This window comes from Marinococcus sp. LNHM5E3-2.1 (assembly GCF_056034365.1).
The window spans coordinates 31011-45053 of the sequence record NZ_JBQLIB010000010.1 but is presented as its reverse complement, the minus strand read 5'-3'; the positions used below and the strand labels follow the sequence as shown (position 1 = coordinate 45053).

The window sequence follows — 14043 nt, the reverse complement described above, 5'->3', positions numbered from 1 at the left end:
AGGGATGACAGAGCTTTGATTTAAGAGCTGGTAAGGTGCTGCACAACATCTTCAGCCATTTGATGGGTTTCCCAGGCCTGTTCATACATATATTCCGGTATAATGTCCTGTTCCACAAAGGCCAGAAAGGTTGTAATAATAGTTTCAAAGCCGCGCTTTTTCAGCGTGGATTCCCAGTCGTTTTCCCCCTGGTGCCAAATGTCTTTATTTTTATGCACACTGACATCCCGGACATTACTTACCGTCAGCGTCTGCTCCTGGTTCATCACGTCTACACGTTCCAGGGAGGTGCCGGCTTCGCGGTTCATAATACCGAGCGCTGTCACATTTGGTGACTCAAGCTGAAGCGTCACATGGTGCAAGAGATCATATTCTCCTTTACCGCTCACCGTCATGTTCTCAATTGTTTCTGGGAACAAATACAAAATCGTATCAATCACATGAATAAAGTCGTCAAACACAAACGTGCGTGCATCCACTGCCTGATGACCCCGATGCTTTTGAACGATAATCATATTCGTGTCCTCTGCTTCCATCAGCTTTTGATAGGAAGGTGCATGCCGGCGGTTAAAGCCTGTCATTAACAGCAGCCGCTTCTCCTTGGCTTTGGTAAGCAGCCGCTGGGCAGATTCGGCGTGGTACGTAATAGGCTTGTCCACATACACATGGATGCCCATGTCGAGCAGCGCATCAATAATAGGCTCATGCGCTACGGTCGCTGTATGCACAAATGCTGCTTTCATACCGCAGCTCAGCCACTCGTCCATCTGCTGATACGTGTGAGGTATCGTATACGTATCAGCAATTTCTTTTAACGTGTCCGGGTTTCTTGTATACACGTGCAGTTCTACATCTTTTAAGTTGCTTAAAATGGGGAGATACGCTTTTTTCGCAATGTCCCCGATGCCAATCATTCCTATTTTCATGGTGTCCCCTCCCGGGCCTGAGTTCATCAAGATAACGGTTTCAAAACCAACAGAACAATTTTGAATACCTTCTTTTCTCAGAATACCATAAATTGTTTCTTCACCGTTTTTCCAGCAGATTATTTATAGTAATTTTCTTTCTGTTCTGCTATTTTCTGTACTTCAGCACGAATTTGCTGGTACGCAAGCCGTCCGCCCAGACAAAGCAGATCATCTTCTTTGCTGTAGGGTGTGCGGCTGGTTAAATGATCAATCTGTTTGTCCAGATAAGCGGAGAGCATAGCGAGTTCTTCGTTTTTCACAACTCTTCCCACCCTTTTTGTACGGAAAGAATCCGGTCAAAGGAAATATTATAATAACTGCCCTGCTCGTCCTTCCAGTGAATAAGCCGCTTAATGTGATCAATATACGTGCACGTCCCTGTCGTTTCTATATCATTTTCTTCGTTTTTCCAGTGCAGTTTCAATTCATGCTTTTCTGCCCAGGCTTTACGGAGAAGGCGTTCCTTCTGTTTCCAGTCCTCCGTTTCTTTTTCCCATTCCGCCGCTATCATACGGGCGATTGTTTTTTGTTCTTCATTCATCAGCCTCACATCCCTTCAAAGAGAAGTATATTACTTCCATTATACAAGAACGTACGTTCGAGAAAAGGATATTTTTTTCCTGGTTTTCTAACTGAACAGAAAAAACCGCTCTCTGTAAGCATTTCTGTAGGCAGAAAAAAATTTTTTCTTCATACTGGATATAGCGTATTTTAAAGGAGGAAAAGCATGCAGGTAGATATTTGGTTTGATGTAATGTGCCCGTTTTGCTATTTAGGAAAACGGCGCTTTGAGACCGCTTTGGAAAACATGTCTTTCAGGCACCAGGTGCAGGTGGTCTATCACAGCTTTCAGCTGAACCCGGAGATGCCAAAAAATCCGGCTTCGGACATTCATACCTTTCTCTCTGAACAAAAGGGCATGGACCGGGAGCAGGTGCTTGCGTTTCACCGGCAGCTCACCGATCAGGCGAAGGATATTGGTTTGGAATACAACATGGACACAGCAGTACCGGCTAATTCCTTCGACGCCCACCGGCTGCTGCAGTTCGCCACAGAACGCGGTAAAAACAACCGCATGACTGAGCGCCTTCTGCGCGCATATTTTACCGAATCCAAAAACATTGCAGATATCGACACCCTTGCCGCACTCGCAGGAGATGTCGGCCTTGTGGAGGAGGAAACGAAAGAGCTGCTCGAGCTGGATGCCTACACCCCCAGCGTACAGAAAGATTTACAGGAAGCTTCCTATATAGGAATTGACGGAGTTCCTTTTTATGTATTCGATGAAACGTACACCCTCTCCGGTGCCCAGCCGACAGAAACATTTGAACAGGCACTGCAGCAGGTTTGGGATGAAAAGCAGCAGGCATAGCAGGAGAAGCTCTTCCTTTCCGGAAGGGCTTTTCGTATAAAGATAGGACGAAAGTAAAGCTTAATACGACTGAGCACAGGGAAACTTATTCCCATAATTGTAATATAGGAGGCCTGCGCCATGCTTACTGTTAAAGTGAATCGTGCGCTCCATAAACTAAACAAACATGCAGCCCCTGCTGCCAAAACTGCTTTGAAAAGAAACGAACCGGTCGTAGTGCATTTAACCAGCACTCAGGAGCGGAAAGTAAAGGACTCTCTTTATTTTCTTGAAGAGGAACAATTAATTTACTGTGCCAGATTAGAAGAACAAACCACTACAGACCCCCGAATAGACACGACGCTCGAGCTCATCCCCCTTCCCAGGCTGTTTAACGTTTTAGATTAATAAAAAAAGCCTCCCCGGGATACGGGAAGGAGCATAGAGGGGTCCCCTGTCCAGCGGGATGAACCTGGGGGATCAACACCTCCTATATTAAGCCCTTAATGTAACGCTTGTGTGAAGAACCTGTTAACGTTTTGTTATTTTCTTTGGACCTGCTGCTTTTTGCCTGTAAGCACCACAAAACAAAAAATCATGATACCAATTCCAATCGCCCCGGCGAGCCAAAGAGCATTTAACAGTGCGAGCACGGTAAACATAAAGGTAAGCAGAACATATAAAGCAGCAGTGCGCGGCTGCCAATAAGCCGACACGTCAAACAACCTCCCCTGAAAGTGAAGAACCAAATACATAATCGTATGCAGAAGAAAGCCAATAATAAACCATCCCTGGAAATTCGAAAACGGAATATCATAATACCAGCCGCCTTCATTCCATATCCAGTACCCCTGCACCAGATAGTTCACAGGGTCGAGTACAAAATCAATTCCGGTGACTAAAAGTGCTCCCAGCAGCACATAAAGAATAAACGATACCCATCCACGCAGGCGTGGAAGCATGCCCAGAATATAAAGCATTAACGCATGTGACCCAGAAACGATGGCCACCCAGGCTGCTCCAATCGTCAGCGGCACCCCTAGAACCATCGCCCCGAAATCAGAAGCATATTCATAGCTTCCAAAAAAGAGATTCAGCTGCACACCGATCCCTTCAAGAAACATCGAAAGCAGAAAAATAACGGCAGTCAGCCCGCCTCCGGTTTTCCCCCCGTAAGACCGAATCAGAAAAAAAGCACCAATTACTCCGGTTAAATACAGAAAAACAGCGTTTGCCCATTCCAGCCATACCGGGAGCAAATCAAACGTCAGCAGCACGATGCCGCATATGTACCAAAAGATAAAAAAACGAAATAAACCTATGTCAAACGGTAAGTTTCTCATGGCCCCTCCTGAAGTTACAGACTATTAATGGATGCCCCTTTCTATTTCCCGGGTAATACTTGTTTTAACTGTATTTTATAAAAAAAACAGAAAACCCCGAAGGATTTTCTGCCTGCAACTAATATTATCTCTATATTTTAAAGTAGTTGACCTCCTGTTGAAGGTCCTCTGCCAGGGAAGCGAGCGTTTCGGCCGCAGAGGATATTTCCTGCATCGAGGCGAGCTGCTCCTGCGTGGACGCCGCCACCTCTTCGGAGGAAGCCGCGTTTTCCTGGGCGATCGAAGAGATATCAGAAGCCGAATGCGAAATACGCTCGACGCTTCCGGCCATGCTCCGGATCGTTCCAGTCACTTCTTCAATCTTTGGAGCCATATGCTCCATGCTGTCAAGAATCTGCTGAAACTGTTTAGAGGTGTCCTCAGATACGGTCAGCCCCTGCTCCGCATTTTTTGATACGCCCTCCATTTGAATTACAGACTGCTCTGCATCATTTTGAATGCTTTTAATCAGCGTACCAATCTGTTCTGCCGAAGTGGAGGACTGCTCAGCAAGCTTTCGCACCTCTTCCGCGACGACGGCAAAGCCCTTTCCCTGTTCTCCGGCCCGTGCTGCTTCAATGGCTGCGTTTAAAGCAAGCAGGTTAGTCTGACTCGCAATGCCGGTAATAACCTCAAGAATGCCGCCAATTTCCTTGGAGCGATCCGACAAAGCCTGAATCACCTGATTGGAGGCAGTAACAGATTGATGGATATCCTGCATCTGGGAGAGATTGCTTTCTACATACCTGCTGCCTTCGCGGGCCCTTTCTGCTGTTTCAGCTGACAGCTGAAGCACGTTGTCCGTCCGTTCCTCAATTTTTTTCACTCCGCCGGTCACTTCTTCAAGCGCGGCGCTGTTATGTTCAATTTTTTCCGTCTGTCTTTCTGCTCCGCTTGCCACCTGTTCGGTAGCGACAGCTACTTCGCTTGTCGCCTGCGAGGTCTGCTCCGAGCTTGCTTTCAGCTGCTCTGACGATGAACTCATATGCTCCACAGACGCAGAAAGCTTAGTGAGAATGCCCCGTAGAGATTCCACCATATGGTTAAAGCTTGCGGCGAGTGCTCCAATTTCATCGTTGCTGTTTACTTCCACCTGCCCGGTCAGATCACCGCGGCTGATTTTTTCAGCAGAAGCCTGAAGACGCTGGATCGGCTTTAAAATATTTTTTACGATAAAGTAGACAAACAGAAGGCCCCCAAGGAGTGCAGCGACAATGACGATACCGGTTCTCCAGAGAATCGGCGCTGCTGCTTCCTGAAACTCGCTCGTATACATCGTGCCGCCGACCGTCCAGCCGGTGGTTTCATTCTTTATAAATTCCATTTCCTTTGCTTCCCCGTTCAGCGTGTACGAAAAATGGCCGTCACTCTTACCGTCGATTTGGCTGTAGACGTTTTCTTCCATAGGTTCTCCAGGTTCTGCGTTAGGGTTAACCATATAATTGCCCTGCGTATCCGCCAATACAACATATCCTTCTTTACCAATGGCCGCTCCTGCTGTCAGAGACTCCAGGGAGGATAAATCGTAGTCAATAGCCATTACCCCCGAGCCGTCATCCAGCTGCTGGGTAATCGTTACGATCTGGGCTTCTGTTGCTGCATCTACATAAACATCAGTAAGTACTGCCTCACCCCCGGCTTCGACTGCTTCCTGGAACCATGGACGTTCGGTTGGATCATAATCCTCCGGCAGTTCCCCCTGATCCGATGCAAACAGTGTTTCTCCTTCATTCGAGCCTGTGTAGATGGAAATAACCTTGCCATGTGTTTGAATATAGTCATTAAAGGTGTCGAGCATACGTTCTTCGGCTTCAGGATCGGTAAATGACTCTTCGGTGACGAGGCCGGCGTAATGGCTGATATCAGCAATTCTTGCATTCATTTCTTCATCCACCTGTTGGTTAATAAGACCAACGCTTTCCCCGGCATTGCTATTCATCTGGCTCCTGACTTCATTTTTGGCAGACATGTAGGAGCTGAAGCCGATAATAATACTTGGCACCAGCAGTACGAGTAAAAACGAGATGTATAATTTTTTTCGCAGCGTTAATGATTGCAGCACAGGCATCCTCTTTTCTAAAATATATTTTTCTATGTAATAGGCCCTCTACTATTATCTATCGGTTCATTTTTGCAATTCTTTGTTCTCCAAGCTGTTTTTATTTTGCATTGGCATAAAAAAATCCTCTCCATATAAATTCAGGAGAGGAAAACATTTTATTGATATTCAAGCTGTACACTGTTCAGCGAAGCAAAAACGCCGTTTTTATGGATCAACTCTTCATACGTCCCCTGCTCAGCAATACGGCCGCCGGTCACCACCACGATATTATCGGCATGCCGGATCGTCGCAAGCCGGTGGGCGATTACAATCGTCGTCCGGTTCTCCGCCAGCTGGGTCAACGACTGCTGAATCAGTGCCTCGGTTTCCGTATCGAGCGCTGAGGTCGCTTCATCCAAAATTAAAATCGGCGGGTTTTTCAAGAAAGCCCGGGCAATTGCAATCCGCTGCTTCTGGCCCCCGGAAAGCTTTAACCCCCGCTGGCCGATTTCTGTTTCATACCCATCCGGAAGCTCCTCTACGAACCCGTCCAGGTTCGCCAGCCGGGCAGCTTCTTCAATCTCTTCCTCCTCAGCCGTCAATCGCCCGTAAGCGATGTTTTCCTTCAACGTGCCGTTAAACAAAAACACATCCTGCTGCACCATGCCGATCTGGGAACGAAGGGATTCCTTTGTCATCTTCCGGATGTCTATACCGTTAATTGTCACAGCACCGGCGTCCACGTCGTAAAAGCGCGGAATCAGTGAGCTGATCGTCGTCTTCCCGGCCCCGGAAGAGCCGACAAAGGCAACTGTTTTTCCAGCTTGTACCGTTACGTTCATGTCCCGGAGCACCGGCTGGCTTTTATGGTACCCAAATGTGACACCTTCAAGCCTGATGTCACCTGTAAGCACCGGAGCTTCTACTGCATCAGGGTGGTCGACAATATCTTTTTCTGCATCTGTCATTTGCACGAACCGTTTAAAGCCGGCCATGCCCTTCGGATACAGCTCTAAAATCGCACTGATTTTTTCTATCGGTTTGAAGAGCACGTTCACGTACAAAATAAAGCCGACGAACTCACCGTTTGTAATGGCACCTGTGTAAACGAGCCACGCACCGTAAACAAGCACTGCCAGAATCATAAGACGGGTCGTTAAGAAAATAGTCGCCGTGGTGTGTCCCATCGTCCGGTAGCCCGAGAGCTTAGCCCGCCGGTAACGGTTGTTGTTTTTGGCAAACCGGTCGATTTCAAAGGCTTCGTTTGTAAAGGACTGTACTACCCGTGCCCCTGAGACGCTGTCCTCCACCCGGGCGTTCACGTCGCCTATTTCTGCGTACATTTTTGTCCACGCTTTGTTCATTTGAATATTCGTATAGGTAATAAGCGCAATCAGAAATGGCACAAACACAAGAGCAACAAGGGCAAGCTGCGGATTAATCGAAAACATAATCGTAAAAGCGCCCGCAAACGTCATAACGGCAATAAATAAATCCTCCGGCCCGTGATGGGCAAGCTCTCCAATATCAAACAAATCGTTAGTGATACGGCTGATAATGTGGCCGGTTTTCGTATTATCAAAAAATCGGTATGACTGGCCCTGAACGCTCTTAAACAGCTCCCGCCGCATATCCGTTTCAATATTAATGCCAAGCTTGTGCCCCAGATAATTGACGATGTACTGCAGGTAGGCACTGAATAAATAGATGGCAAGCAGGCCGGCTGAGACCCACACGACGAGGTTCCAATCCTCCTGGGGAAGCAGGGAATCAATAAACCACTGGACAACAAGCGGAAAGACCAGATCCAGGGCTGCAACAGCGATCGCGCTGAAAAAATCGATGAAAAACAGCTGTTTATGAGGAAGGTAATAGGAATAAAAACGTTTAAGCATCAGGGTCTCCTCTTCTAATCAAATTCACGTTGAAATACTTCTTTTATTGTATAGAAATGCTGATGAAATTCAATCATTTTCTACCTGGCTATTTCCATATAATGCAAATAACCATGAAATAATATGAAAACAGGCGCTTATCGGTATGGAAAGCAAATATTAGCTAAAAAACAGCATTAATTATCGGTATTCTTTTTTGTGTTTAATAGACAAACAAAGGAAATATGTTAATATAGATACACTGAATGCCATCAGGTATGTTGACCTTCCCGAAAACTTCCTAAGCTTCAGTATACAGCTGTAGAAGCTGTTTTCTTTGTATATGCGGCGCTGTACGCCAAAAAGCCTGAAAGCATTGCTGCTTCCAGGCTCTTTTTTTGACTTTATTTAGAAGGCTGTTTTTCTAAAGCTGCATTGTCATCTCGTTCATGTGGCATGAGAAGCGGCTTTGGAACAGCCTTTTTCTTTGTAGCTTCAGAAACCACAAATATAAGAATAAACGCGATAATAACGATCACCGTACGGAAGGGGAAAAGCACAATCCCGTCTTCAATCATTGGGTACGGAAGAAAGACCGGCAGGCCGATCGACGGTTCTCCGCCGCCAAGGCGCAAAAAGACAGATACAATAAATGCTGTCAGGGAACCATACACGTTCGCATTTTTATAAAACAGAGCCATGGTCAGCTGCGGGAATAAAATACAAAAAATCAAATCCGACGCAAGGTACCACAGCGTATATACACTTCCAACATTTAAAGCAATCAGGGTAGAAGCCGCCCCGATAATCACAATCGAGGTCTTGATCACCTTTTTCAGTTCATCGTTGGAGGCTTTCGGACGAAGCAGCGGGCGGTATATGTTCCATGAAGCCATCGAGGATGCGGACAGAATCGAGGAGTCCATGGAAGACATAACGGCTGCTGCAAGAGCCCCGAGGCCAATCGCCGCTACCCATCCCGGCGTCAGATGCTGGAGCACCTCCGGCAGTACCATGGCCGCTGTTTCCGGTGCTGAAGTACCAAAGGACGCCCAGTCGACATTATAGCCGATTATACCAATAAGAACGGCTGGGACAGCCGCAAAAATACATACTACACCGGCAATGATCGAAAACCACATAGCCGTTTTTTCATCTTTAGCGGAGAGCACGCGCTGGAAATACACCTGCCAGGCAATGCCGCCGAAAATTAATAGAAAGGCATAGTCCCACCAGTTCCAGAAATAGTTGCCCCATTCCGGATGATTCCACCCGTCAAGTGGCGGAAAAAGGTTCGCATAGGTGCCAAGATCCGCCTGATAACCATTCCAGTTTACGCTCAGGCTGCCGGTGCTGCCAAAGGCAAACGGCAGCACAAGAAACAAACCACCCAACAGCAGAATCATCTGTAAAAGATCTGTATAGGCAACCGCCCACATGCCGCCAAATACGGTGTAGGCAATCGCAATAATGGCTGAAATAACAATCGACGTCGTAAAATTGATCCCTAAAATAGTACCGAATGTAGTGCCTAGTGCTGTCAGAATCGCGCCGCTCCAGAACATTTCCCCCAGGAGCGCCGGAAGATAAAGCAGACCGCCCATTTTCTTGCCAAACCGCTGCTCGAGCGGATCAATAATGGTTTTGAATTCGTAACGGCGCATTTTTCTCGCATAAAAAATACCGCCGATAATGAGACTGAGGGCATAACCCCACGGGGCCTGAGCCCATACAAGGCCGTCAGCATATGTTGATTCTGCGGTCCCGTTAATATAACCGCCTCCTACCCAAGTGGCGGCCATCGTGAAAATCATGATAACAAGCGGCAGACTCCGTTTAGCCACCATCATGTCATCGAGAGAATCAGACTTTTTAGCGGCAAAATAGGCGCCGACGTAATACATCAAAGCATAAAAAACGAGCATGGCAATAAAGCCGCTCCACATTACTTCGTCACCAGTGGCAATTATGTAAATCAGTACCGCTGCTACCAAAAGGACAAACCCTAGACTCTTTAATAAGTTTAAATTTTTCTCGAGCACGAGCAACACCTCTATTTTTTATAAAATTCTAAATATTGCGAAAACATTTTCCGGAGAGATAAAGTAAAACTGTTATCTCTCTTTTTCATCATCTTCTTCTATCGGAATATATTTAAATAATTCTCCTGTTTCCATAGACTCCACGAGACGACTCAACCATTTGTAGTACTTGATCGACTGGCTGAGAATTCGCTGAATCTCCCGGGCTTCTTCTTTTATGGATTCTTCTGCTTCTTCCGACTGAATCAGCATATCCAATTGTTCCCAGGCGCTTTCGATAGCGCTCAAATTCGTCCGCACTTCTCTCTCCCACTGCTGGGCAAAGAAGTTGGTGAAAAAACGGAAAAAATCCTTTTCGGCTACGTAGGTCTGCTTTCGCTTTCCGCGCCGGTGCGTTTTCTTTACAACATTGAACTCCTGAAGCTTTCGTACTCCAGTGCTCATACTCGGTTTACTCATTCCGAGTTTTTCTCTCATTTCATCCAGCGTCATATCGCCTTCAACATACATTGTCCCATACAACGTGCCAACGCTTCTGGTGACACCGTACAAATCCATGGTTTCAGCCAGGGAATCAATGATAATATCTTTGGCGCCTTCGAGTGACTCCCTCCATTCATCCTGGTGATGAGAATCCGTCATGGGCCCCTCCTTTTCTATTAAAAAAATTCAATTTGTTAAATATTTTCTTCACAGTATCTAATCTTAACGTATAAAAATTTCTTGTCAAATGCCTAATCAAAAATATTGGAATCTAATCTTTATGTGCATTCCCCGGGAAATAAAAAGGCTTCGGATATACTCGCACGCGCGAGAGAGCCTAATAAAAATTTTAAAATTTATTTATTTCAGGGTAATGACTCCGGGCGCTGGATGAAAATTTCCCTGAAGGTCTTTGACAAGATAATTGAAAGCTGATAGATTTAGGTTATTCAAAACGTTAAATATTTTTTTAACAAAGTTAACGACTAGGAGGCATACACATATGGATATTCGCATGTATATTGACGGCGAATGGGTCGACGCTGCTAACGGCAAAACCCGGGACATTATTAATCCGCTTGACCAAAGCGTTATTACGCAGGCAGCCGAAGGCTCCCGTGAGGACGCTGTAAAAGCCGTACAGGCTGCCCGCCGGGCATTTGACAAAGGACCATGGGCCGCTACTTCCGCTTCGGAGCGCGGAGCGTATGTATTAAAGGTCGCCCAGCTCATTGAGCGGGATAAGGAAGAACTCGCAGAGCTCGAAACGCTCGATACAGGTAAAACAATGACCGAAAGCCGTGCTGATATGGACGATATCGCCGGAGTGTTCCACTATTTTGCCGGACTTGCTGATAAAGACGGCGGCGAATATATCGCTTCTCCACTGCCCAATTCCGACAGCAAAGTTGTCCGTGAACCTGTCGGCGTATGCGGTCAAATCACCCCTTGGAACTACCCGCTGCTGCAGGCATCCTGGAAGATCGCACCGGCTATTGCAACGGGAAACACCATTATCGTCAAACCAAGTGAAATTACGCCGCTTACGACCGTCAAGGTATTTCAATTGATGGAAGAAGCCGGCCTTCCGGCAGGCGTGGCCAACCTTGTGCTCGGAAAAGGCACCGACGTCGGTGCGGAGCTTTCTGAAAGCGTGGACGTGGACCTGATTTCCTTTACAGGCGGTATTGAAACCGGCCGTAAAATCATGCAGTCCGCCACCTCCAATATGAAAAAAATCGCCCTTGAGCTCGGTGGTAAAAACCCTAACATTGTTTTTGCCGATGCGGATTTCGATCTTGCCGTGGACCAGGCGCTAAACGCCGCTTTTTTTCATGCCGGACAGGTTTGTTCCGCCGGAGCACGGCTTTTGGTGGAGGAATCTATCCATGACGATTTCGTCAACGCGATCGTTGATCGGGTGAAAAACATTCGTCTCGGCAGCGGTCAGAATGAAGAAACACAGATGGGACCGCTTATTTCCGCAGAGCACCTGAGCAAGGTCGAAAACTATATCGACATCGGTAAACAGGAAGGAGCAACCGTTGCGGTCGGCGGCGGACGCCCGGACGACGAAACGCTCCAAAAAGGGTTCTTTCTTCTGCCGACAATCTTTACCGACTGCCGCTCCGACATGAGAATCGTGCAGGAAGAAATCTTCGGCCCGGTACTTACCGTGGAAACCTTCACTTCGGAAGAAGAAGCCGTGGAAAAAGCGAACGACACAGTGTACGGCCTTGCCGGCGCTACGTTTACCACCGACATCAGCAAAGCCGAGCGGGTGGCCTCCGGCCTCCGTCTTGGCACCGTCTGGATCAATGACTTCCATCCTTATTTTGCCCAGGCGCCTTGGGGCGGCTACAAGCAGTCCGGCATCGGCCGTGAGCTTGGCAAGGTAGGCATGGAAGAGTACACCGAAACCAAACACATCTTCCGTAACACGAACCCGGAAGCTCTGAATTTTTTCTAAAAAACCAGCAAAAAATACGACGTCTTCCGCTTACGCAGGCTGACGCCTTCCTATAGACATAAACTCTATAAATCATTTCTCGTTTTTTTATGTTGAGTAAGTATCATTTTATTAATAACTCTCCACGAAATAACATAGTTGGATCAAAAGTTATTATATAGCTTCACACACATCGTTAAACAAAGAAAATCTTTGGGGGTGCACAATATGAGTGAAACATTTGACTATGTAATTATTGGTGGAGGAAGTGCAGGATCTATACTTGCGAACCGGTTAAGCGCAGATAGAAATAATAGCGTGCTTGTACTAGAAGCAGGGCGAAGTGACTATGCGTGGGACTTACTGATTCAGATGCCGGCGGCGCTGCCGTTCCCTGCAGGAAAGAGTCTCTATGACTGGAAGTATCTGTCTGATCCGGAACCATACATGAACGGCCGGCGCATTAAGCATGCGCGAGGAAAAGTACTCGGCGGATCCAGCTCTATTAACGGCATGATTTATCAGCGCGGGAATCCCCTCGATTATGAACGATGGGGTGCAGACGAAGGTATGGAGGAGTGGAACTACGCGCACTGTCTTCCATACTTCAAGCGGTTGGAAAACGCGCTGGCAGCTGAAGAAGGAGACGAGTTCCGAGGTCAGGACGGTCCGCTTAAGCTGGAACGGGGACCAGCAACGAGCCCGTTGTTCGAGGCGTTTTTTGAGTCAGCTGTAGAAGCAGGCTATACGCGCACACCGGACGTGAACGGTTACCGCCAGGAAGGATTCGGGCCATTTGATAAGCATATCCATAAAGGCAGAAGAATGTCTGCTTCCCGGGCATTTTTACACCCGGTCATGAATCGGAAAAACCTTACCGTAAGAACCCGTGCGTTTGTTGAAAGCATAGATTTTAACGGGACAAAGGCAGAAAGTGTAACCTATCAACACAACGGCAAAACGCTGAAGGTGAACGCAGGAGAGATCATTCTTTCCGGCGGCGCGATCAATTCTCCGCAGCTGCTTCAGCTTTCCGGTGTCGGGGACGCAGAACACCTGCGTTCGCTTGGAATCGAGCCGGTCGTTGATCTGCCGGGTGTCGGTGAAAATCTGCAGGACCATTTGGAAGCATATATTCAGTATTCCTGCCCGCAGCCGGTTTCCATGCAGCCAAGCTTGAATAAGTTGAAAATGCCTTGGATCGGTCTGCAGTGGCTGCTTGGCCGTAAAGGTCCCGCAGCGTCGAATCATTTTGAAGGAGGCGGCTTTGTCCGCTCTAACGAGACTGTTCCTTATCCGAATTTAATGTTCCACTTTCTCCCGGTAGCAGTACGCTATGACGGCAAGAAAGCAGATACAAAGCACGGATTCCAAGTGCACGTTGGGCCAATGTATTCTGATGCACGAGGAAGCCTGAAGATCCGCTCCAGGGATCCAAGGGAGCATCCAAGCATGGTGTACAACTACCTTTCCACGGAGCAGGATAGACGCGAATGGGTTGAAGCGATCCGCATTTCCCGTGAAATCATGGCACAACCAGCCATGAAACCATTCAATTCTGGAGAGATCGCTCCAGGGGACGCTGTACAGACAGACGAAGAAATTCTGGAATGGGTTGCGAATGATGCCGAAACGGCGCTGCACCCAAGCTGTACTGCGAAAATGGGGCCTGCTTCAGACCCAATGGCCGTTGTTGATCCGAAGACGCTGAAAGTACATGGTGTCGAAAATCTTCGCGTCGTGGATGCCTCCGTCATGCCTTATGTGACGAACGGAAACATTCATGCACCGGTACTCATGATCGCTGAAAAAGCAGCGGACCTGATCCTTGAGCGTGAGCCGCTCGAACCGATGCATACAAAATTTTATCGTCACGGCGTTGATCCGTCGGATGCAGGGACAATTAAGTCCTAAAATAAAATATAAAAAGGATTCTTTTTATCCAGTGCAGCTT

General features: G+C 47.4%; 12 protein-coding genes. 4 read left to right on the top strand and 8 right to left on the bottom strand.

Annotated features, from left to right (window positions below; translation table 11 throughout):
* Positions 1-20: 20 nt before the first annotated feature.
* From ACTRXH_RS11805 to ACTRXH_RS11795, 3 genes are all read right to left on the bottom strand, one after another.
* On the bottom strand, positions 21-926 hold the full coding sequence (locus ACTRXH_RS11805; RefSeq protein WP_474261190.1) for a Gfo/Idh/MocA family protein: 906 nt from the start codon (positions 924-926) through the stop codon (positions 21-23).
* 119 nt (positions 927-1045) lie between these two features.
* Entirely contained in the window at positions 1046-1228 is a 183-nt protein-coding gene (locus tag ACTRXH_RS11800) for a hypothetical protein (protein WP_474261191.1), read from the bottom strand.
* Positions 1225-1509 carry a hypothetical protein gene (locus ACTRXH_RS11795; protein ID WP_474261192.1) on the bottom strand — a complete coding sequence of 95 codons (285 nt, stop codon included), beginning with the start codon at positions 1507-1509 and terminating at the stop codon, positions 1225-1227. The genes ACTRXH_RS11800 and ACTRXH_RS11795 overlap by 4 nt, the downstream gene beginning before the upstream one ends.
* A 186-nt stretch (positions 1510-1695) precedes the next feature.
* On the opposite strand from ACTRXH_RS11795, the gene ACTRXH_RS11790 reads away from it, so the two are divergent.
* Both ACTRXH_RS11790 and ACTRXH_RS11785 read left to right on the top strand, forming a co-directional pair.
* Positions 1696-2340, top strand: coding sequence for a DsbA family oxidoreductase (locus tag ACTRXH_RS11790; RefSeq protein WP_474282228.1), 645 nt, complete (start codon positions 1696-1698; stop codon positions 2338-2340).
* Positions 2341-2460: 120 nt separating this feature from the next.
* Positions 2461-2727, top strand: a complete 267-nt coding sequence (locus ACTRXH_RS11785; RefSeq protein ID WP_474282226.1) for a hypothetical protein — start codon at positions 2461-2463, stop codon at positions 2725-2727.
* Positions 2728-2861: 134 nt separating this feature from the next.
* On the opposite strand, the gene ACTRXH_RS11780 is transcribed toward ACTRXH_RS11785, so the two are convergent.
* From ACTRXH_RS11780 to cudC, 5 genes are all read right to left on the bottom strand, one after another.
* The gene (locus ACTRXH_RS11780) at positions 2862-3662 is read right to left on the bottom strand and encodes a carotenoid biosynthesis protein (RefSeq protein ID WP_474282224.1); all 801 of its coding nucleotides are present in this window, start codon (positions 3660-3662) and stop codon (positions 2862-2864) included.
* 130 nt (positions 3663-3792) lie between these two features.
* Positions 3793-5763 (bottom strand): methyl-accepting chemotaxis protein, encoded by a 1971-nt coding sequence (locus ACTRXH_RS11775; RefSeq protein WP_474282222.1) that lies wholly within the window; start codon positions 5761-5763, stop codon positions 3793-3795.
* A 155-nt stretch (positions 5764-5918) separates the two neighbouring features.
* Positions 5919-7637 carry an ABC transporter ATP-binding protein gene (locus tag ACTRXH_RS11770; RefSeq protein ID WP_474282220.1) on the bottom strand — a complete coding sequence of 573 codons (1719 nt, stop codon included), beginning with the start codon at positions 7635-7637 and terminating at the stop codon, positions 5919-5921.
* Positions 7638-8020: 383 nt separating this feature from the next.
* Positions 8021-9658 (bottom strand): high affinity choline transporter 1, encoded by a 1638-nt coding sequence (locus ACTRXH_RS11765; RefSeq protein WP_474282218.1) that lies wholly within the window; start codon positions 9656-9658, stop codon positions 8021-8023.
* Positions 9659-9730: 72 nt separating this feature from the next.
* Positions 9731-10300 (bottom strand): choline uptake/conversion transcriptional regulator CudC, encoded by a 570-nt coding sequence (gene cudC / locus ACTRXH_RS11760; RefSeq protein ID WP_474261201.1) that lies wholly within the window; start codon positions 10298-10300, stop codon positions 9731-9733.
* 343 nt (positions 10301-10643) lie between these two features.
* Here cudC and betB point away from each other — a divergent pair, with 343 nt between their 5' ends.
* Positions 10644-12110, top strand: a complete 1467-nt coding sequence (gene betB / locus ACTRXH_RS11755) for a betaine-aldehyde dehydrogenase (RefSeq protein ID WP_474261202.1) — start codon at positions 10644-10646, stop codon at positions 12108-12110.
* Positions 12111-12317: 207 nt separating this feature from the next.
* Complete coding sequence (betA, locus tag ACTRXH_RS11750) at positions 12318-14003, top strand: choline dehydrogenase (protein ID WP_474261203.1); 1686 nt, start codon at positions 12318-12320, stop codon at positions 14001-14003.
* Positions 14004-14043 lie beyond the last annotated feature (40 nt).

Coding starts and splice junctions, on each gene's coding strand:
- ACTRXH_RS11780 (WP_474282224.1), bottom strand. CDS start 3,662: ATGAGAAACTTACCGTTTGACATAGGTTTATTTCGTTTTTTTATCTTT.
- ACTRXH_RS11785 (WP_474282226.1), top strand. CDS start 2,461: ATGCTTACTGTTAAAGTGAATCGTGCGCTCCATAAACTAAACAAACAT.
- betB (WP_474261202.1), top strand. CDS start 10,644: ATGGATATTCGCATGTATATTGACGGCGAATGGGTCGACGCTGCTAAC.
- ACTRXH_RS11790 (WP_474282228.1), top strand. CDS start 1,696: ATGCAGGTAGATATTTGGTTTGATGTAATGTGCCCGTTTTGCTATTTA.
- ACTRXH_RS11795 (WP_474261192.1), bottom strand. CDS start 1,509: ATGAATGAAGAACAAAAAACAATCGCCCGTATGATAGCGGCGGAATGG.
- betA (WP_474261203.1), top strand. CDS start 12,318: ATGAGTGAAACATTTGACTATGTAATTATTGGTGGAGGAAGTGCAGGA.
- cudC (WP_474261201.1), bottom strand. CDS start 10,300: ATGACGGATTCTCATCACCAGGATGAATGGAGGGAGTCACTCGAAGGC.
- ACTRXH_RS11770 (WP_474282220.1), bottom strand. CDS start 7,637: ATGCTTAAACGTTTTTATTCCTATTACCTTCCTCATAAACAGCTGTTT.
- ACTRXH_RS11805 (WP_474261190.1), bottom strand. CDS start 926: ATGAAAATAGGAATGATTGGCATCGGGGACATTGCGAAAAAAGCGTAT.